General features: G+C 65.6%; 21 protein-coding genes. 20 read left to right on the top strand and 1 reads right to left on the bottom strand.

The features are described 5' to 3' along the window. Positions 1–55 precede the first annotated feature (55 nt). The gene (locus ACN9MV_RS01540) at positions 56–379 is read left to right on the top strand and encodes a hypothetical protein (RefSeq protein WP_426391098.1); all 324 of its coding nucleotides are present in this window, start codon (positions 56–58) and stop codon (positions 377–379) included. Between the two features lie 50 nt (positions 380–429). Here the strand turns inward: ACN9MV_RS01540 and radA are convergent, their stop codons facing one another. Further along, entirely contained in the window at positions 430–1,821 is a 1,392-nt protein-coding gene (gene radA, locus ACN9MV_RS01535) for a DNA repair protein RadA (RefSeq protein ID WP_093053344.1), read from the bottom strand. A 99-nt stretch (positions 1,822–1,920) separates the two neighbouring features. Here radA and hpaR point away from each other — a divergent pair, with 99 nt between their 5' ends. The 19 genes from hpaR to ACN9MV_RS01440 all read left to right on the top strand — a co-directional run bounded on the left by hpaR (position 1,921) and on the right by ACN9MV_RS01440 (position 19,731). Continuing rightward, positions 1,921–2,358: a homoprotocatechuate degradation operon regulator HpaR gene (hpaR, locus tag ACN9MV_RS01530; RefSeq protein ID WP_093053341.1), complete on the top strand. Its 438-nt coding sequence runs from the start codon at positions 1,921–1,923 to the stop codon at positions 2,356–2,358. Continuing rightward, entirely contained in the window at positions 2,355–2,981 is a 627-nt protein-coding gene (locus ACN9MV_RS01525; RefSeq protein ID WP_426391096.1) for a fumarylacetoacetate hydrolase family protein, read from the top strand. The genes hpaR and ACN9MV_RS01525 overlap by 4 nt, the downstream gene beginning before the upstream one ends. After that, on the top strand, positions 2,978–3,751 hold the full coding sequence (locus ACN9MV_RS01520) for a fumarylacetoacetate hydrolase family protein (protein WP_093053335.1): 774 nt from the start codon (positions 2,978–2,980) through the stop codon (positions 3,749–3,751). The genes ACN9MV_RS01525 and ACN9MV_RS01520 overlap by 4 nt, the downstream gene beginning before the upstream one ends. After that, on the top strand, positions 3,748–5,211 hold the full coding sequence (hpaE, locus tag ACN9MV_RS01515; protein ID WP_426391095.1) for a 5-carboxymethyl-2-hydroxymuconate semialdehyde dehydrogenase: 1,464 nt from the start codon (positions 3,748–3,750) through the stop codon (positions 5,209–5,211). Before ACN9MV_RS01520 ends, hpaE begins: the two co-directional genes overlap by 4 nt. Further along, entirely contained in the window at positions 5,208–6,182 is a 975-nt protein-coding gene (locus ACN9MV_RS01510) for a tripartite tricarboxylate transporter substrate binding protein (RefSeq protein WP_426391094.1), read from the top strand. The genes hpaE and ACN9MV_RS01510 overlap by 4 nt, the downstream gene beginning before the upstream one ends. A 3-nt stretch (positions 6,183–6,185) precedes the next feature. Next, complete coding sequence (locus ACN9MV_RS01505; protein WP_426391093.1) at positions 6,186–6,521, top strand: aromatic ring-opening dioxygenase subunit LigA; 336 nt, start codon at positions 6,186–6,188, stop codon at positions 6,519–6,521. Next, on the top strand, positions 6,518–7,345 hold the full coding sequence (locus ACN9MV_RS01500; protein ID WP_426391092.1) for an extradiol ring-cleavage dioxygenase: 828 nt from the start codon (positions 6,518–6,520) through the stop codon (positions 7,343–7,345). The genes ACN9MV_RS01505 and ACN9MV_RS01500 overlap by 4 nt, the downstream gene beginning before the upstream one ends. A gap of 13 nt (positions 7,346–7,358) precedes the next feature. Then, positions 7,359–7,766, top strand: a complete 408-nt coding sequence (locus ACN9MV_RS01495) for a 5-carboxymethyl-2-hydroxymuconate Delta-isomerase (RefSeq protein ID WP_426391091.1) — start codon at positions 7,359–7,361, stop codon at positions 7,764–7,766. A 13-nt stretch (positions 7,767–7,779) separates the two neighbouring features. Further along, positions 7,780–8,583: a 2-oxo-hept-4-ene-1,7-dioate hydratase gene (gene hpaH, locus ACN9MV_RS01490; RefSeq protein ID WP_426391090.1), complete on the top strand. Its 804-nt coding sequence runs from the start codon at positions 7,780–7,782 to the stop codon at positions 8,581–8,583. Positions 8,584–8,598: 15 nt separating this feature from the next. Further along, the gene (gene hpaI, locus ACN9MV_RS01485) at positions 8,599–9,420 is read left to right on the top strand and encodes a 4-hydroxy-2-oxoheptanedioate aldolase (protein ID WP_426391089.1); all 822 of its coding nucleotides are present in this window, start codon (positions 8,599–8,601) and stop codon (positions 9,418–9,420) included. Between the two features lie 25 nt (positions 9,421–9,445). Beyond that, positions 9,446–9,916, top strand: a complete 471-nt coding sequence (locus ACN9MV_RS01480) for a nuclear transport factor 2 family protein (protein WP_093175579.1) — start codon at positions 9,446–9,448, stop codon at positions 9,914–9,916. Between the two features lie 37 nt (positions 9,917–9,953). Continuing rightward, complete coding sequence (gene ilvD / locus ACN9MV_RS01475) at positions 9,954–11,699, top strand: dihydroxy-acid dehydratase (protein WP_426391087.1); 1,746 nt, start codon at positions 9,954–9,956, stop codon at positions 11,697–11,699. Between the two features lie 32 nt (positions 11,700–11,731). Then, a complete protein-coding gene (locus ACN9MV_RS01470) occupies positions 11,732–12,724 on the top strand; it encodes a Bug family tripartite tricarboxylate transporter substrate binding protein (protein WP_426391086.1) in 993 nt (330 codons plus the stop codon). A gap of 19 nt (positions 12,725–12,743) precedes the next feature. Next, positions 12,744–13,535, top strand: coding sequence for a class II aldolase/adducin family protein (locus ACN9MV_RS01465; protein WP_426391085.1), 792 nt, complete (start codon positions 12,744–12,746; stop codon positions 13,533–13,535). 19 nt (positions 13,536–13,554) lie between these two features. Next, entirely contained in the window at positions 13,555–14,544 is a 990-nt protein-coding gene (locus tag ACN9MV_RS01460; protein WP_093053304.1) for a 2-dehydropantoate 2-reductase, read from the top strand. Between the two features lie 196 nt (positions 14,545–14,740). Beyond that, positions 14,741–14,944: a hypothetical protein gene (locus ACN9MV_RS01455; protein ID WP_176928761.1), complete on the top strand. Its 204-nt coding sequence runs from the start codon at positions 14,741–14,743 to the stop codon at positions 14,942–14,944. A gap of 907 nt (positions 14,945–15,851) precedes the next feature. Next, on the top strand, positions 15,852–17,015 hold the full coding sequence (locus ACN9MV_RS01450; protein WP_093053301.1) for a polysaccharide biosynthesis/export family protein: 1,164 nt from the start codon (positions 15,852–15,854) through the stop codon (positions 17,013–17,015). Then, complete coding sequence (locus ACN9MV_RS01445; RefSeq protein ID WP_093053299.1) at positions 17,012–17,470, top strand: low molecular weight protein-tyrosine-phosphatase; 459 nt, start codon at positions 17,012–17,014, stop codon at positions 17,468–17,470. Before ACN9MV_RS01450 ends, ACN9MV_RS01445 begins: the two co-directional genes overlap by 4 nt. After that, positions 17,467–19,731, top strand: a complete 2,265-nt coding sequence (locus ACN9MV_RS01440) for a polysaccharide biosynthesis tyrosine autokinase (RefSeq protein WP_093053297.1) — start codon at positions 17,467–17,469, stop codon at positions 19,729–19,731. The genes ACN9MV_RS01445 and ACN9MV_RS01440 overlap by 4 nt, the downstream gene beginning before the upstream one ends. Positions 19,732–19,794: the final 63 nt, after the last annotated feature.

The following is a 19,794-nucleotide window of genomic DNA, read 5'->3' as shown; positions in this document are numbered from 1 at the left end:
GTAGCGGCCCTGACTACCCCTGGGCGCGCTGGACGGTACTCACCCCGAAAAGCGCATGGCACGCGAGCGCCACGCGGCACATTTCGCTTCACGGGCACAGCAAGCCCGGGCCACCGAAAAGCGTATGACCATCCCGCGTTCCGTCACCTTCGTTCGTCTCACCCTCGTCGGCACGGCGATCAGCAGCATGGACGGCCGCGAACAGTTTCAGGGAGAGGCAACCCGGGTCGCAGGCTCGCAAGGCACCGGCATGGCGAACGCCACCGGCAGCCGCGGCGGCGACCCGGGATGCCAGTACACGATGAACCCGGCCACGTTGGGCAGCGGCCAATGCGTACCCAGCAGCGGACCGGCGTTCACGACACACATCGGGGGATAGGGAGGGTAGCCCGGCGCGTCACAGGCGCGCCGGGCATTTTTTCCCGACGGTCAATCGAGGCGGCGGACCACGTCCATCGCCTCTTCGATGCGTTCGACGGCGTGGATCGTCAAACCTTCGATCTCTTTCGTGCCCTTGCGCGGCGCATTCGCCTTGGGCACCACGGCCACGCTGAAACCGAGCTTGGCCGCTTCACGCAAACGCTCCTGCCCGCGCGGCGCGGGTCGCACCTCGCCGGCCAGCCCCACTTCGCCGAAAGCGATGAAGCCCTTGGGCAGCGGCTTGCCGCGCAGGCTCGACGTAATGGCGAGCATCACGGCCAGGTCGGCCGCAGGTTCGCTGATGCGCACGCCGCCCACCGCATTGACGAACACGTCCTGGTCCATGCAGGCCACGCCCGCGTGGCGGTGCAACACGGCCAGCAGCATGGCGAGGCGGTCGCGGTCCAGGCCCACCGACAGGCGGCGCGGGCTGGGCCCGCCGTTGTCGACCAGCGCCTGGATCTCCACCAGCATCGGCCGTGTGCCTTCGAGCGTGACCAGCACCACGCTGCCGGGCACCGGCTCGGGGTGCTGGCTCAGGAAGATCGCGCTCGGATTGGTCACGCCCTTCAGGCCGCGCTCGGTCATGGCGAACACGCCGATCTCGTTGACCGCACCGAAGCGGTTCTTGATGGCGCGCACGAGGCGAAAGCTCGAATGCGTGTCGCCTTCGAAGTACAGCACCGTGTCGACCATGTGCTCGAGAACACGCGGGCCGGCAAGCGCGCCCTCTTTAGTCACATGCCCCACCAGCACTACGGCCGTGCCGCTGGTCTTGGCAAAGCGCGTGAGGTGCGCCGCGCATTCGCGCACCTGCGCCACCGAGCCGGGGGCCGAGGTGAGCTGGTCTGAATAAACCGTCTGGATCGAGTCGATCACCGCGATGGCCGGGCGCGTGGCGTCGAGCGTGGCGATGATTTTTTCAAGCTGGATCTCGGCCAGCACCTGCACCTGCGAGTGATCGAGGCCGAGCCGCCTGGAGCGCAGCGCCACCTGCGAGCCGCTTTCCTCGCCCGTCACGTACAGCGCGTTCTGCCCCGCGCGCTGCAACGCATCGACCGCCTGCAGCAGCAGCGTCGATTTGCCGATGCCCGGGTCGCCGCCGATCAGCGTGACGCCGCCCGAGACGATGCCGCCGCCCAGCACGCGATCGAGCTCGTCGATGCCGGTGGGCGTGCGCGCGATGTCGGTCGCCTCGATTTCGGAAAGGGTCGCGAGCTCCGACGCGCCCGCGAGTGACGCGAACTGCGTGCCGAAACGGTTGTTGGCTGGCCCGTTGCCCGCGCCCGCGACCTGCTCGATGAGTGTGTTCCAGGCGCCGCAGCTCGGGCATTTGCCGAGCCACTTGGGGCTGGTGCCGCCGCATTCGCTGCAGACGAAAGTTGTTTTGTCCTTGGCCATCCTTTGAGTTTAGGTGTCCGCACAAACCCTGATGCCCGGTGCCTTGGAAAGAAACGGCCAATCATTTAACATGTTAAGTAATTTAGGAAGAGACAAGCCTTGAGCACGACATTCACGCACCGCAATTTGCCGCGCCTGCTGCTGCAGGCCCGCGAAGCCGTGATGGCCCACACCCGGCCCAGCCTGCGCGAGCACGCGCTGTCCGACCAGCAATGGCGCGTACTGCGCGTGCTGGGCGAACACGGCGCGGTCGATACCGGCCGGGTCGCACGAGAGGCCTTCATCCTCGGCCCCAGCCTTACCGGCGTGCTCGCGCGCATGGAGCGCGACAACCTCATCACCCGCGCCCGCGATCCGGCCGACCAGCGCCGCACCGTGGTCGAGGCCACGCCGCACGGCATGAAGCTCGTGAAGCGGCTGTCGACCAGCATCGAGTCGCACTACGAGTGGATGGAGAAGTCGCTCGGCAAGGCCAAGCTCACGCAGCTCTACGGGCTGCTCGACGAACTGATCGCACTGGAGCAACCCTCGCCATGAGCCATTTCCTGCCCACAGGCACGGTGTACGGCACCTTGCTGAACTTCCGCGCCGAAGTGGATGCGCTCGCGCCGCAGATGACGCAGCCGCCCTACAAGGCGCCGCCGAAGGCACCCGTGCTCTACGTGAAGACGGCCAACACCTGGAGCCCGCACGGCAGCGACATCGCCGTGCCGGCTGCGGTGCCCGAGGTGGAAATCGGCGCGAGCATCGGCATGGTGATCGGCGCAGAGGGCGACGTCGAAGGCTTCGTGCTGATGAACGACCTGTCGATACCGCATGCGAGCTTCTTCCGGCCGCCGGTGAAGTTCAAGTGCGTCGACGGCTTCCTGGGCATCGGCCCCGTGCTGCGCGACGCGCAAGAGATTGCCGACCCCGCGAGCTTCCGCGTCGAGGTGCGCATCAACGGCGATCTGAAGCAGTCCATCGACTTCTCGCAGCTCGTGCGGCCGGCGCAGCAGTTGCTCGCCGACGTCGGTGACTTCATGACGCTCGCACACGGCGACGTGCTGATGCTCGGCTGCGGTCCCGGCCGCCCGCTGGCCCGCGCCGGCGATCGCATCGACATCTCCGCGTCGGGGTTCGAGACATTGAGCAACACGCTGGTGAAGGAAGCCGCATGAAGCACGCACGCGTCATCTTCGAAGGCCGCGAGCACACCGGCACGAGCCACGAATTCAACGGCCAGCAAGACGCTGCCGTGCGCCTGGACGACGGCCGCATCGTGCCGCAGGATCAGCTCACCTGGCTGCCCCCGCTCGCGCCGACTGCACGCCCCCGCACCATCCTCGCGCTCGGCCTCAACTACGCCGACCACGCGAAGGAACTCGAATTCAAGGCCCCCGAAGAACCGCTGGTGTTCGTCAAGGGCCAGAGCACGCTCATCGGCCACCGCCAGCACACGCACCGCCCAGCCGACGTGAAGTTCATGCACTACGAATGCGAGCTCGCCATCGTCGTCGGCAAGACCGCGAAGAACGTGAAGCGCGACGACGCTTATGACTTCATCGGCGGCTACACGGTGGCCAACGACTACGCCATCCGCGACTACCTCGAGAACTGGTATCGCCCCAACCTGCGCGTGAAGAACCGCGACACCTGCACGCCACTGGGCCCGTGGTTCGTCGATGCGGCCGACGTGCCCGACCCCATGGCGCTCGCGCTGCGCACCACCGTCAACGGCACCGTCACGCAGCAAGGCAGCACGCGCGACATGATCTTCGACGCACCCTTCCTCATCGAGTACTTCAGCCGCTTCATGACGCTGTCGCCGGGCGACCTGATCCTCACCGGCACGCCTGACGGCGTGGTCGATTGCCAGCCGGGCGACGTCGTCGTCACCGAGATCGAGCGCATCGGCGCGCTTCAGAACACCATTCAAGGAAAAGCATGAGAGTCGATCACCTGATCGCCGGCAAGAGCGTGGCCGGCACGGACTACTTCGAAACCGTCAACCCCGCCACGCAAGAAGTGCTGGCCGAGGTCGCCTCGGGCGGCGAAGCCGAAGTGAACGCGGCCGTGGCTGCCGCGAAGGAAGCCTTTCCGAAGTGGGCCGGCATGCCCGCGCCCGAGCGCGCGAAGCTGATCCGCAAGCTCGGCGACCTGATCGCCAAGCACGTGCCCGAGATCGCGCAGACCGAAACCAACGACTGCGGCCAGGTGATCGCGCAGACCGGCAAGCAGCTCATTCCACGCGCGGCCGACAACTTCTATTACTTCGCCGAGATGTGCACGCGCGTGGACGGCCACACCTACCCCACGCCCACGCACCTGAACTACACGCTGTTCCATCCGGTGGGCGTGTGCGCGCTCATCAGCCCATGGAACGTGCCCTTCATGACGGCCACCTGGAAGGTCGCGCCCTGCCTCGCCTTCGGCAACACGGCAGTGCTGAAGATGAGCGAGCTCTCGCCGCTGACGACCGCGCGCCTGGGCGAGCTGGCGCTCGAAGCCGGCATTCCGCCCGGCGTGCTGAACCTCGTGCACGGCTATGGCAAGGAAGCGGGCGAACCGCTGGTGGCGCACCCCGACGTGCGTGCCATTTCGTTCACCGGCTCCACCGCCACGGGCAACCGCATCGTGAAGAGCGCGGGCCTGAAGAAGTTCAGCATGGAACTGGGCGGCAAGAGCCCCTTCGTGATCTTCGAGGACGCCGACCTCGACCGCGCGCTCGACGCGGCCGTGTTCATGATCTTCAGCAACAACGGCGAACGCTGCACGGCCGGCTCGCGCATCCTGGTGCAGCAGTCGATCTACGCCGACTTCGCGGCGAAGTTCGCCGAGCGCGCCAAGCACATCACCGTGGGCGACCCGCTCGACGAGAAGACCATCGTCGGCCCGATGATCTCGCAGGCCCACCTGGCCAAGGTGCGCAGCTACATCGAGCTGGGTCCGAAGGAAGGCGCAACGCTGCTGTGCGGCGGCCTCGAAGCGCCGAGCAACCTGCCCGATCGCGTGAAGAAGGGCAACTACGTGGTGCCCACCGTATTCGCCGACGTCGACAACCGCATGAAGATCGCGCAGGACGAAATCTTCGGCCCAGTGGCCTGCCTGATTCCGTTCAAGGACGAGGCAGATGCGATCCGCCTGGCCAACGACATCCAGTACGGGCTGAGCAGCTACGTGTGGACCGAGAACATCGGCAAGGCGCACCGCGTGGCCGCCGCCGTGGAAGCCGGCATGTGCTTCGTCAACAGCCAGAACGTGCGAGACCTGCGCCAGCCCTTTGGCGGCACCAAGGCCTCGGGCACGGGACGTGAAGGCGGCACCTGGAGCTACGAGGTGTTCTGCGAGCCGAAGAACGTGGCGGTGTCGCTGGGCTCGCATCACATTCCGCACTGGGGCGTGGCGTGAGCACACGCCGCCGCACGCTGCTGCAAGGCGCGGCCGCATTCGCGGCCCTGCCCTTGCTGGCGCGTGCACAGGGCACATGGCCCAACAAGCCGATCCGCGTGATCGTGCCCTTCACGCCCGGCGGCACCACCGACTTCGTGGCGCGCCTCGTCGGCGTCGAGCTGTCGAAGACGCTGGGCCAACCCGTCATCGTCGACAACAAGCCCGGCGCGGGTACGGTGATCGGCGTCGACGCTGCGGCCAAGGCCGCGCCCGACGGCTACACCTTCGTCTGCGTGGCCAACAGCTTCACGGCCAACCAGACGCTGATCCGCAAGCTGCCCTACGACACGCAGAAAGACCTGCGCCCGGTCGCTCTCATGGGCATGTCGGAGCACGTGCTCGCCACGCATCCGGCCAGCAGCCTGAAGACGCTCGCCGACTTGCGCAACGCAGCCAAGGCGAAGCCCGGCACGCTGAGCTTTGCCTCCTTCGGCAACGGCACCTCGGCCCATCTGTCGGGCGAAATGCTCAAGCTGCAGATGGGCCTGGACATCGTGCACGTGCCCTACAAGGGCCAGGGCCCGGCGCTCACCGACCTGCTCGGCGGGCAGGTGACGATGATGTTCGGCAACTGGCCCGAGTTCCGCAGCCACATCCAGAACGGCAAGCTCGTCGCGCTTGGCATGGCGACGGCGCAGCGCTCGCAGTACGCACCGGCCATACCCACACTGGCGGAACAGGGTGTGTCCATCGAGTCCAATTCGTGGAACGGCTTGCTGGCGCCCGCCGGCACGCCCGACGCCGTGGTGCAGCGCATGAACGCCGAAGTGAACCGCGCGCTGGCGGGGCCGGTGGTGACGGAGGCCTTCCACAAGGGAGGCATCGCGTCGCTGTCGGGCACGCCGGAGCGCTTTGCGGCTTTCATGCAGAGCGAGATTGCGAAGTACGGCGACGTGATCCGCAAGGCCAACATCCAGGTGGAGGGCTGAACGATGAGCCTCTATGCGATGCAGAAATTCCTGTTCGCGCTGAATCGCGAGCAGGAAGTGCAGCGGCGCTATGCCGAAGGTGGCGAGGCGCGCGCGGCCTTGCTGAGCGCCTATGACTTCACCGATGAAGAGCGCGAGGCCATCGATGCCGGCGACATCGGCAAGCTCTACGTGCTCGGCTGCAATGGCCAGCTGCTGATGCACTTCGCGCCGCTGCTGGGCATCCCGTGGGCCGACTATCTCGAAGCAATGCGCGAAGGCGTGCGCAAGTACGGCCCCGTACGTGCCGGCATCTACGCCATGACGACAGGTACAGACGAAAAGGTGGCAGGCGTATGAGCCTCGTATTCGCAGGCGTGTGCAGCCACGCCCCCGGCATCACCGGCCGCGCACATCTCGCCGACCCGGCGGTGAAGGACGAGTTCCACGCGCAGTTCCACCGCTTCGGCGAGGCGATGCGCGCGACGAAGCCCGACGCGGTGATCGTGATCGCCGCCGAGCACTTCGCGAACTTCTTCATGAACAACATGCCGGCCTATGCAATTGGCATGGCCGACAGCTACGAGGGCCCGATCGAAGACCCGAAGTGGCTGGGCATCGAGAAGCACAGGATTCCCGGCGATGCCGCGCTGTCACAGCGCCTGATCCGCGAGGTGATGCAGACGGTGGACGTGGCCTACGCGGAGGAGTGGAAGTTTGACCACGGCATCATGGTGCCGCTGAACTTCCTCACGCCGGAGTTCGACACCAAGGTCATCCCCGTCAACATCAATTGCCAGGGCCCGCCGCTCACGCCGCTGCACCGCGCCTGGGCTTTCGGCGAGGCGCTGCGCCGCGCCTGCGACAAGGTGCCCGAGCGCATCGCGCTGGTGGGAACGGGCGGCATCTCGCACTGGCCCGCCACGCCCGATTCGGGCAAGGTCAATGCCGCGTGGGACGCCGAGTTCATGAAGCGCTGGTGCGCCAACGACCGCGAGGGCCTGCTCTCGCAGGACGACTACGGCGACGAGGCCACCTACCGCGAAGCGGGCCAGGGCGGCTTCGAGATCCGCACCTTCATCAGCGTGGCCGCGGCCGCGCGCGGCAAGGGCGAGATTCTTCACATGAAGGCCATCCCGATCTTCGCCGTGACGTGTACGGCCGCGACGATGTCGGTGGAATGAACGGAGAGCACCCATGCCCCATCTCGTGATCCTCTACACGCCCAACATCGAAGCCGAGACCGACATGCCGGCGCTGTGCCGCACGCTGGCCGACACCATGCTGAAGCAGCGCGACGAGGCCGACAAGCCGGTGTTCCCCATCGGCGGCACGCGCGTGCTGGCCTACCCTGCCGCGCACTACGCGGTGGCCGACGGCAAGGCCGACTACGCCTTCGTGTACCTCAACATCCGCATGGCCGCGGGACGCTCGGAGGCGGTGAAGAAGAAAGCCGGCGACGAACTGTTGGCCGACGTGCGCGCGCATTTCGCGCCGATCTTCGAGAAGCGCCACATCGGCATCACGCTGCAGATCGACGAAAGCCCGGGGCAGGTGTACGACGGCAAGCACAGCAACCTGCATCCCCTGTTCAACAAGACCTGAACGAAGCCAGTCCATGCTCTCCCAAACCACCATCGCCCAACTGGCCGCCGAGCTGCACGAAAGCGAGAAGTCGCGCGTGCAGGTCGAGCACTTCTCCAAGCGTTTTCCAGAGATGACCATCGAGGACGGCTACGCCATCTCGCGCGAATGGGTGAGGAACAAGATCGCCGAAGGGCGCGTCGCGCGCGGCCACAAGATCGGCCTCACCTCGCGCGCCATGCAGCAGTCCAGCCAGATCGACGAGCCCGACTACGGCACGCTGCTCGACGACATGTTCTTCGAGCAGGGCGGCGACATCCCGTTCAAGCGCTTCATCGCGCCGCGCATCGAGGTGGAGCTGGCCTTCATCCTCGGCAAGAAGCTGCAGGGGCCGAACGTGACCATCTTCGACGTGCTGGCCGCCACCGACTACGTAGTGCCCGCCATCGAGATCATCGACGCGCGCATCGAGCAGTTCGACCGACACACCAAGGCGCCGCGCAAGGTGTTCGACACCATCTCCGACAACGCGGCCAATGCCGGCATCGTGATGGGCGGCCGGCCGGTGAAGCCCGATGCAGTGGACCTGCGCTGGGTGAGCGCGCTGCTCTACAAGAACGGCGTGATCGAGGAATCGGGCGTGGCCGCGGCCGTGCTCAACCATCCGGCCACCGGCGTGGCTTGGCTCGCGAACAAGCTGGCGCCGTGGGAAGAATGCCTGGAGGCCGGCGAAGTGGTGCTGGCCGGCTCGTTCACGCGGCCCACCACTGCCGTGCCGGGCGACACCTTCCACGCCGACTACGGCCCGCTCGGCGCCATCTCGTTCCGCCTTGTCTGAAAGAAGAAAGACGCCATGCAAACACCCATCAATACCTTCAAGCAGGCCCTTCAAGCGAGCAAGCCCCAGATCGGCCTCTGGGTCGGACTGGCCGACGGCTACGTGGCCGAGATCCTCGCCGGCACCGGCTACGACTGGCTGCTGGTCGACGGCGAGCACGCGCCCAACGACGTGCGCTCGGTGCTCGCCCAACTGCAGGGCATCTCCAGCGCGTGGTCTGCGCAGGCCGAGTCGGAACGCTCGCACCCCATCGTGCGCATTCCGGTCGGCGACACCACGCTGATCAAGCAGTACCTCGACATCGGCGCGCAAACGCTGCTGGTGCCGATGGTCGACACGGCCGAGCAGGCCGCGCGGCTGGTGCAGGGCATGCGCTACCCGCCCGAAGGCATCCGCGGCATGGGCAGCGCGCTGGCACGTGCCTCGCGCTGGCAGGCCTACCCCAACTACCTGCACGAAGCCAATGCGCAGACCTGCCTGCTGGTGCAGGCCGAGACGGTGGAGGCGATGAAGAACCTCGACGCCATCGCGGCCACGCCGGGCGTGGACGGCGTGTTCATCGGGCCGGCCGACCTGTCGGCCTCGATGGGCTTCGTGGGCCAGCCCAACCACCCCGAGGTGCAGGCCGTGATCGCCGACGCCATCGCACGCATCCGCAAGGCCGGCAAGGCGCCGGGCATCCTGTCGACCACCGAAGAGCAGGCGCGCAAATGGCTCGCGGCCGGCGCGCTGTTCGTGGCGGTGGGCGTGGACACCATCGTGCTGGCGGCGGCGGCGAAGCAACTGCTCGCAAAGTACAAGGCCGCACCGGGCGTGGCCTCGCCCAACGGCTACTGATTTCCTTCACACCGGAGCACCCTTGATGCAACGCATGACTTTGGCGGCCATGGCCGCGACAGCCACCCTGTTCCTCGCCGCCTGTGCACCCATGGGCGCCGGCAAGCAAGGCCCCACCGCCCAACAGGAAGCCAACCGCCAGACCGTGCTCGCCTTCTACGAGAAGGGCCTGAACCAGAAGGATGCCGATGCGGCCCTGCAATACGTGGGCAACCGCTACGTGCAGCACAACCCCACGGCGGCCGACGGCCCCGAGGGCTTTCGCAAGTTCATCGGGTTCCTGCGCGAGAAGTTCCCGAACTCGAAGAGCGAGATCAAGCGCAGCTTCGTCGACGGCGACTACGTGATCCTGCATGTGAACGCGGTTCGCGAGCCCGGCACGCGCGGCAGCGCCATCGTCGACATCTTCAAGCTGGAGAACGGAAAGATCGTCGAGCACTGGGACGTGGTGCAGCCCGTGCCCGAGACCGCCGCGAACAAGAACGGCATGTTCTGACCCGTCCGCAATCCAGCCAGCAGCCAACGCCAGCCTGATGACCACGCCCACCGACCCCACCAAGCGCTTTCGCTCCGCCACCATTCGCGAGGGCACGATCCGCGCGACCACGCGCAGCTTTCTCCATGCGCTGGGCCAGGACGACGAGGACATCGCGCGCCCGCACATCGGCGTGTTCCACACGGGCGGCGAGATGAGCCCGTGCAACCTCAACCTGCGCGACCAGGCGCAGCATGCCAAGACCGGCATCTACGCCGGCGGCGGCACGCCGCACGAATGCCCCGTGGTGTCGATCAGCGACGGGCTGACGATGGCGCATTCGGGCATGCGCTTCTCGCTGATCTCGCGCGAGCTGATCGCCGACAGCGTGGAAGCCTCCACGCGCGGCCACCAGTGGGACGGCATCTTCGCCATCGGCGCGTGCGACAAGAACCTGCCGGGGCTGATGATGGGCATGGTCCGCTGCAACGTGCCGAGCGTGTTCGTGCACGGCGGCTCGGCATTGCCGGGCCAGATGCCGGGGCCACATCCAGAAGTACGGGGCCGCGACCTGAACGTGGTCGACACCTACGAGACCATCGGCAAGGTGCTGGCCGGCACCGCCACGCACGACGAACTCGACGCCATGAGCCGCGCCTGCCTGCCCACGGCCGGCGCATGCGCGGGGCAGTTCACGGCCAACACGATGGGCATGGTGTCGGAAGCGCTGGGCCTGGCGCCCATCGGCTCCAGCATGGTGCCGGCCGTGTTCAGCGAACGCGCGCCGCTGATGCGCCGCGCCGCAAAGACGCTGATGAAGGCGGTGATGGGCGACAGCCCGCTGCCGCGCGACATCGTCACGCGCAAGGCGCTGGAAAACGCCTGCGCCGTGGTGTCGGCCACTGGCGGCTCGACCAACGCGGCGCTGCATCTGCCTGCGATTGCGCACGAGGCGGGCATCAAGTTCCACCTCGACGACGTGGCCGAGGTTTTCGCGCGCACGCCGCTCATCGCCGACCTGCGTCCGGGCGGCCAGTACCTGGCGCGCGACGTGTTCTACATCGGCGGCGCGGGCGTCATCCTGCGCACGCTGCTGGAGCAGGGCTTCCTGCATGGCGACGCGCTCACCTTCACCGGCCGCACGATGGCCGAGGAACTGGCTGGTGCGCTGGCGCCCGACGGCCGCGTGGTGCGCGAGGCCGGCAACCCGATCACGCGCGACGGCGGGCTGGCGGTGCTCAAGGGCAACCTCTGCCCGGACGGCGCCCTGCTCAAGACGGCGGGGCTGAAGGGCCTGGTGTTCCGCGGTCCGGCGCGCGTCTTCAATTCGGAAGAAGAAGCCCAGACCGCCGTGCAGAACCGCCTGTACGAGGCCGGCGACGTGATCGTGATCCGCAACGAAGGCCCCAGGGGCAGCCCCGGCATGCGCGAGATGCTGGGCATCACCGCCCTGCTCTACGGCCAGGGCATGGGCGACAAGGTGGCGCTGCTGACCGACGGGCGCTTCTCGGGCGCGACGCGCGGCCTGTGCATTGGCTACGCGGGGCCTGAAGCCGCGGACGGCGGCCCGATTGCGGCGCTGCGCGACGGCGACGTGATCGCCATCGACGCGCGGGCTGACGCACGCTCGATCACGGTCGAACTCACGGCTGAAGAAATCACGGCGCGGCTCGCCGGACGTGAGGTAAACGTGGGGGTCGCCCGAGGTGGCTTGCTGGAAAAATACGCGCTCACCGTGCGCCCTGCCCACCAGGGCGCCGTGACCCACTCGGGCGCGGTCACCTGGCTGCGCGACGAGTCTTGACCCTCCATAACCAACGTCCGGAGAGAGACACCATGAGCTTCACGCGCCGCCAGATCCTGCAGACCACCAGCGCCTCGGCCTTGATGGCCAGCCTTGGCCAGAACGTTTTCGCGCAAGCGATGAACATCGAGACCGCAACCATCGTCACCGGCTTCGCGGCCGGCGGCACGTCGGACACCACCTGCCGGCGCCTGGCGACCAGGCTCAGCCCCGAATACGCGAAGACCGTGGTGGTCGAGAACCGCACCGGCGCGGGCGGCCAGATTGCCGTGAGCTACGTGAAGAGCCGCCCGGCCGACGGCAGCACCATCCTGCAGACGCCGACCTCGATCCTCACGATCTACCCGCACATCTACAAGAAGCTGCCGTACGACCCGATGGTCGACATCACGCCGGTGAGCCTGGCCTGCATCTTCGACTTCGGCTTTGCCGTGGGCCCGGCCGTGCCGGCCAGCGTGAAGAGCGTGCCCGAGTTCCTGGCCTGGGCCAAGGCCAACCCGGCCGGTGCCAACTTCGGCTCGCCCGCTGCCGGCTCCACGCCGCACTTCATCGGTGCGCTGCTGGGCCAGAAGGGCGGCGTCGAACTGAAGCACGCGGCGTATCGCGGCACGCAGCCGGCCATGCTCGACCTGCTGGGCAGCAACATCTCGGCGGTGTCGGGGCCCATCGGCGACATCACGCAGCATCTGCTGTCGGGCAAGGTGCGCATCCTGGGCGTGTCGGGCTCCAAGCGCAGCCGCTTCGCGCCCGACGTGCCGACCTTCGGCGAGCACGGCATCAAGGACATGGCCCACAGCGAATGGTTCGCCTTCTTCCTGCCGGCCAAGGCCTCGCCCGAACTGGTGGCGAAGCTGAACACGGCCATGAAGAACGCGCTGGCGCAGAAGGACGTGATCGACGGCCTCGGCACCTTCGGACTGGAAGCGATGTCTTCCACGCCGGCCGAGCTGACCGAACTGCTCAAGAAAGACACCGCCAAGTGGGCGCCGATCGTCAAGGAAGTCGGCTTCACCGCGGAAGGTTGAAACACATGAAGGAACTGCCATGAACACACTCGCCACTCCAGCACCCTCGGCGCTGGTCCATCCCTCGATCCACCCCGACGAGCGCGCCGCGCGCGAAGAGCTTGCGGCCTGCTATCGCGTGTTCGCGATGCTGGGCTGGGTCGAGATGATCTACAACCACATCACGGTGCGGCTGCCCGACAGCGTGACGGGTGGCGAGAAGCAGTTCCTCATCAACCCCTTCGGCCTGCACTACAGCGAGGTCACGGCCAGCAATCTCGTAAAAATCGACTTGCAGGGCAAGGTGCTCGACGGCTCGACCTACCCGGTGAACCCGGCCGGCTTCACGGTGCACGCCGCCATTCACGACGGCCTGCCCGGCGCGCACTGCGTGATGCATACGCACACGACCGCAGGCGTGGCCGTGGCCTGCCTGCAGGGCGGCCTGCAGCAGACCAATTTCTATACCGCGCAACTGCACGGCATGGTGGCGTACCACGACTTCGAGGGCATCACGATCCATGCCGACGAAGGCCCGCGCCTGCTCAAGAGCATCGGCGACCGCAACGCGGTGATCCTGCGTAACCACGGCCTGCTGGCCTGGGGGCAGACGCTGCCGCAGACTTTTGCGATTTTGTGGACGCTGCAGCGTGCCTGCGAGATCCAGATGGCGACCTTCTCGATGGGCCCCGCCATTCCGGTGAGCGAGGAGATCGCGCAGCGCTGCACGCGCGACGCGCTGCAGTTCAGCCCCGAGCACGGCGCCGGGCAGGATGTGTTCAATGCACTCGTCCGCCAGGTGGACCGCATCGACCCTACGTACCGCAACTGAACCTGAAGCGACGGACCCCATGAAGATTTGTATTTACGGCGCCGGCGCGATCGGCGGATGGATCGGTGTCGGCCTCGCGCAGGCGGGCCAACGGCTGAACGTGGTGGCGCGCGGTGCCACGCTCGAGGCATTGCAGCGCGATGGGCTGTCGCTGATGCGCGGCAGCACGGGTGGAGAGGTGCGCACGCGCGTGCCCGTCAACGCCGTGGCAGACCCTGAAGCACTTGGCGTGCAGGACCTGGTGGTCATCGCCGTGAAGGCGCCGGCCCTGGCCGCCGTGGCCGAACGCATCGGGCCGCTGATCGGCGCCGACACCATCGTGCTGGTCGCGATGAACGGCGTGCCGTGGTGGTTCCTCGAAGGCGGCTTCGGCGGCGAGATCACGGGCCACAGGCTCGCGGCGGTGGACCCCGAAGGCGCCATTGCCCGCGCCATTCCGTCGCGCAACGTGATCGGCTGCGTGGTGCACGCGAGCTGCTCGCTCGACGGGCCGGGCGTGGTGCGGCATCACTTCGGCAACGGGCTGATCGTTGGCGAGCCTTCGGGCGAGGCCACGCCGCGCGTGCAGAAGCTGGTCGAGCTGCTGAAGAGCACCGGCATCGACACCACGCTGTCGCCGCAGATCCAGAAGGACGTGTGGTTCAAGCTGTGGGGCAACATGACGGTGAACCCGATCAGCGCGCTCACCGGCTGCACCACCGACCTGATCATGGGCGACGACTACGTGCGCGGCTTCATCTCGGCGGTGATGCTGGAGGCCAAGGAGATCGGGCGGCGCATCGGCATCGAGATCACGCAGAGCCCTGAAGACCGGCACGCCATCACCATGAAGCTCGGGGCGTTCAAGACCTCGATGCTGCAGGACGTGGAAGCCGGGCGTTCGGTGGAGCTCGATGCGCTTGTAACGGTGGTGCGCGAACTGGGCGAGCTGACGGCGGTGGCAACGCCGTTCACCGACGCGCTGCTGGGGCTGGCACGCCTGAGAACGCGGCAACTCGGGCTTTACTGAGCGCCGGCGCAGCGCACCGGGATCCAAGGTCAGGCGGCGCACAGGTTCGGTCCGCAGACTGCAAATGCAGCGTCTGCAGAACCCTGTACACCCTTTTTTCTTCTTGGGCTATCCTCTCGCCATTCGAATGCACGTAGCGATTTCTTACACACCAACAAGGCTATATGCGTGCTTGAGCGAAGGGGGAGACAGATAGATGCGCTTGATCTTCATCGAACTTCTGGTGGCCTTGGTGCTGCTGCCCATCAGCGGCCTGTTCTGGTGGTGGGCCTTCGGCATGGGCGGCCTGGCTGTGGCCGGCTTTCTGCTGGTTGGCGGCGGCGCTCTGTACCTTGTCTTGCGGGGCGTGCGCTCGGCCAAGAACCAGCTCGGCCACCCCGGCGACGACCGTGAGCAATAGGCTTTGAGCCTTTTCGCCTGACACATTCGCATTCAATTTGGCAGGGAATTGGTGCAATTTGTTTTTTCGATCTCACCTGCCGCGGCGTCGGCACGGCCGGATCTGAATTCTTTTTTCTGATTTGCCCGGCCTCGCGATGAGCCAGGCACAGTTTCATTGATTGAAATCTGAAACATCCTTCGGCTCCCGAATGATGAAAATAAAAAACACTACAAAAGTGTCAATCAGGCTGTCGCAAATCGCATTTCCCCTGAATTGAATCGGCAATTAGCCTGAAATCATTCATCGATTTCCTGGGCAGATTTCGCACGGTCTTGGTGCTCCTGGCCCCGGCGAAGGGCAAGGAATTCGGAAGTAATTCAAAAATCCTACCGCCAGTTCACCTTGGGCAGCGGCCGACTAGGTACCCTCCCGCGTCATTGCTCGACGCTCAAACTGGACGAACTGAAGCTCATAGCCCACGATTTGTCGGCTACGTCCTACTCAGTTGACAATTGCTTACAAAGTAGAACGAAATGTCAAAAACCCTATGCGAGTGGCCTCTGTGGTTCGAGAGCCACGATTTCCCGTATCAATGGGGTAATTAATAAGTTGCATTTTCCATTTCGGCTGACGGCATCCTGACCAGCCGTTTGCCCCCTCGCTTCCCAATGAAAAAGGGTCTCCGGAAGGGGAAGCAAGGGATAACCCTGCCCCCGGCGTGGTCGCACCACGAATGGACACGCCTTTTGCGTCTACTCCACGAAATAGGGCTGCTGCGAAGGCAGCGACAATTTCTTTTTCATTGCTCTCCCGATAAATCTCCGGTCAAGCCGGAAAAGCGTCTTGGTAATAAAAAGAATTACCGGCGCAAATCGGGCTCGGGCTTTGCATATGAATCGCAGTTGTTGAAAAAACCAAGTTCGCAATGGAGTTCCATTTGACACGCTACCTGTACCTGATGGGGTGGAGTGCCGCCTTGGCCGGCGCGTTGATGCTTCAGGGCTGCGCACCGGGCTTTGGCTCCGTGGTGGCTTACGAGCCCGATCAGAGTCCGGCGCCATCTCTTGCTGCCGACGGCACGCCGCAGGAGGCGCTCGTCCCCATCTCGCCGAGCCTCATCCGCGCGATGGCCGAGGCGCAGCCGGCGGCGATTCCGCCCGACGTGAAGGCCTTGTTCGGCGAAGCCCCGGTCTACACGATCGGCCCGGGCGACGTCGTGGGCGTCATCGTCTATGACCACCCCGAGCTGCTGCCCAACGCCGGCGCCGTGATTTCCCAGCAGACGGACCCCACGGGCATCAGCGTGGCGCCGGGCTTCATCGTCGGCGCCAACGGGCAGATCAGTTTTCCGTACATCGGCCGGGTCCAGATGCAGGGCCTGACCGAGATCGAGGCGTCCGACGTGATCGCCAAGCGCATCGCGCGCTACATCAAGGACCCGCAGGTGACGGTGCGCATCCAGTCCTTCAGAAGCCGCCGTGCATTCGTGGAAGGCGAAGTGCGCACGCCGGGGCTGCAGCTCTTCACCGACGTTCCGATGACGCTGTCCGAAGCGCTCAACCGGGCCGGCGGCATCACGTCCAGCGGCGACCGTTCGTTCATCACGCTGACACGCGGCGACAAGACCACGCTCATCGACCTGCCCAAGCTGCAGGACCTGGGCAGCAACGCCAGCAAGATCCCGCTGCAGAACGGCGACGTGGTGCAGGTGCGCAACCGCGACGAGAGCAAGGTGTTCGTGATGGGCGAAGTCGCCAAGCCCTCGGCGCTGACCATGCACAACGGCAGGCTCACCCTCAACGAGGCGCTGGGCGAGGCCGGCAGCGCAAGCCTGGGCACGGCGAACACGGGGCAGATCTACGTCGTGCGCAACAACGCCAACAACACGAAGGGCTCGCCGTCGGTCTTCCACCTGAATGCGAAGAACCCCGCCGCGCTGGCGCTGGCCGAGCGCTTTCCGCTGCAGCCGCGCGACGTGGTCTACATCGACTCGGTGCCGCTGGCCACCTGGAGCCGGGTGGCCAGCCTGATCCTGCCGGCGACCCAGGCGCTCTACTACAGCGACCAGGTCTACATGAACCACCGATGAGATCCGTACTGACAGTCTGCATCGGCAACATCTGCCGAAGCCCGATGGCGGAAGGCCTGCTTGCCGCGGGATTGCCGCATCTGCGCGTGTTCTCCGCGGGCACCGGCGCGCTCGTCGGCAAGCCGGCCGACCCGATGGCGCAGGCGCTCATGCGAAAGCGCGGCATCGACATCTCGGACCACGTCGCGCAGCAGGTGAGCCAGATGCTGTGCCGGCAGGCCGACCTGATCCTGGTGATGGACCGGGAGCAGCGCCGCCATCTCGAATCGACCTACCCCTTCGTGCGCGGCAAGGTCTTCCGCATTGCCGAGTTCTCGGTCGCGCAGGACGTGCCCGACCCGTATGGAAAAGACGAGGCGGCGTTCGAGCACGCCCTGGCCCTGATCGATGCCGGCGTCCGGACATGGATCGACCGCATTCTGAAAATCACAAAACCCGAGCAGCAACCTACATGAACGCACCCCCGCAAGCCGCGCCGATGCCGATGCAAGCGCTGGAAGAGGATGGCGACGGCATCAACCTGGCCGAGTACCTGGACATCCTGATCGACCACCGCTGGCTCGTCGCGGCCATCGTTGCCGTGACCGTGCTCCTGGGCGCGGCCTATGCCTTCCTCGGCAAGCCCCTCTACGAAGCCAACGTCGCGGTGCAGGTGGAAGATTCCGGCAACTCCGCAGGCAGCTTCCTGGGCGATGCCGCCTCCTCGCTGCTGAGCGTGAAGACGCCGGCCGCGGGCGAGATCGAAATCCTTCGCTCGCGCGCCATCCTCGGCAAGGCCGTGGAGAACACCAAGCTCTACATCAGCGCACGGCCGCGGTATGCCCCCATCGTGGGCAGCTGGCTCGCTCGCCGCGCCACCGAGCTGTCGGACCCTGGCTTCATGGGGCTTTCGGGCTACGTGACGGGCACCGAGAGCATCCTCGTTCCGAGGTTCGACGTTCCCGCGGATTTCGAGGAAAAGCCGTTCACGCTGACCCTCGGGGCCGATGGCCAGTACGAACTGAGCAACCCCGACATCGATACGCCGATGAAGGGCTCCATCGGCACCTTGCTGGTAGCGAACGTTCCCGGCGTTCCGAACGGAAGCGTGAGCCTGCTGGTCAGCAGCATCAACGCGAAGCCGGGCGCGCAGTTCCAGCTCGTGCGGTCTTCGACGCAGCTGACGCTCCTGGCGCTGCAGGACAACCTGAAGGTCGTGGAAAAAGGCAAGCAGTCGGGCGTACTCGATGTCAGCTGGAGAAGCGGCGACGCAGAAAAGCTGACGCAGCTGCTCAACGAAATCGGTCGCCTCTACGTTCGCCAGAACATGGAGCGCAAGGCGGCCGAGGCCGAGAAGACACTGGGCTTCCTGGACGGCGCGCTGCCCCAGTTCAAGAAGCAGCTGGAGCAGTCCGAAGACATCTACAACCGCTACAGAAACCAGAACGGCACGGTCAGTCTCGACGACGAGGCAAAGAACGCGCTGACCCAGACCATCGACCTGCAGTCCAAGCTGCTCGAGGCCGAACAGAAGCGGCGCGAGCTCACGGCGCGCTTCACGAGCGAGCATCCCGCCGTCCAGACGCTGGACACCCAGGTCGCCGCATGGAAGAGCGCGCTCGCAACCGTCGATGCACGCATCCGCAAGATGCCGGAGCTGCAGCAGAACACCGTTCGCATGCAGCGCGACATCAAGGTGAACACCGACCTGTACGTATCGCTTCTCAACAGCTCGCTGCAGATGCGGCTGGCCAAGGAAGGCAAGGTGGGCAACGTGCGCCTGCTGGACGACGCCATCGTTCCGGAAGAACCGGTGTGGCCCAAGCGGCCCCTGGTCATCGCGCTGGCTGTGATCCTGGGGCTGGCTGCCGGCATCGGCGCCGCGATTGCAAGGAACTCGTTCTTCGGCGGCATCCGCAATCCGGGAGAGATCGAAAGCCACACCGGGCTCAACGTCTACAGCAGCATTCCGCTGAGCGCCGCCCAGCGCACGGTCGAGAGGAACATCGAGAACAAGGTCGTCGGCAAGCACGTCCTGGCGCACCTGTTCCCCGAAGACCCCGCGGTGGAAAGCCTGCGCAGCCTTCGCACCGCGCTGCAGTTCGCCATGCTGGAAGCGACCAACAACCGCCTTCTCATCTCCGGCGCGACGCCTGGCGTGGGCAAGACCTTCATCTCGGTCAACTTCGCGGCGATCACCGCGGCAACCGGCAAGAAGGTTCTGCTGATCGACGCGGACTTGCGCAAGGGCCGCGTGAATCAATTCCTTTCGATCCAGCGGTCTTCCGGCCTGTCCGAATTGATCGCCGGCACGCTCGACCTCGAGAAAGCGATTCGCCCGTCGGCCCTGCCGAATCTGGACATCATTACCACGGGTGTGCTTCCGCCCAATCCGGCCGAGCTGCTGACGAGCGATTCCTTTGCCCAGGTACTGGAAAAGTTATCTCCGCTATACGACCTCGTCATCATCGACACGGCCCCGGTTCTCGTTGCCGCAGATACCGCATCGGTCGCCCCGCTTGCGAGCACTTTGCTACTCGTTGCACGCGCCGAAAAAACCCAGCTCGGCGAATTGAATGAGAGCGTCAGAAGACTTGCGCATGCAGGTCGTACGGTAAATGGCGTAATTCTGAATGCTATTGATTTAACTCGCCGCCACGCTGGCAGCGGGAGTTACAAATATGGTGCTTACAAGCACTTACAATATACATACAATACCAACAGGGATTCCACCTAGACCGTGAAAATTGGAGTTAAATTCAAAATCATGAGCCGGGATTTCACCCTGACTCATTGATTA

The organism is Variovorax sp. R-27 (genome assembly GCF_049913215.1).
Lineage (GTDB): Bacteria > Pseudomonadota > Gammaproteobacteria > Burkholderiales > Burkholderiaceae_C > Variovorax.
This window is presented reverse-complemented; position numbering and strand designations above follow the sequence as displayed.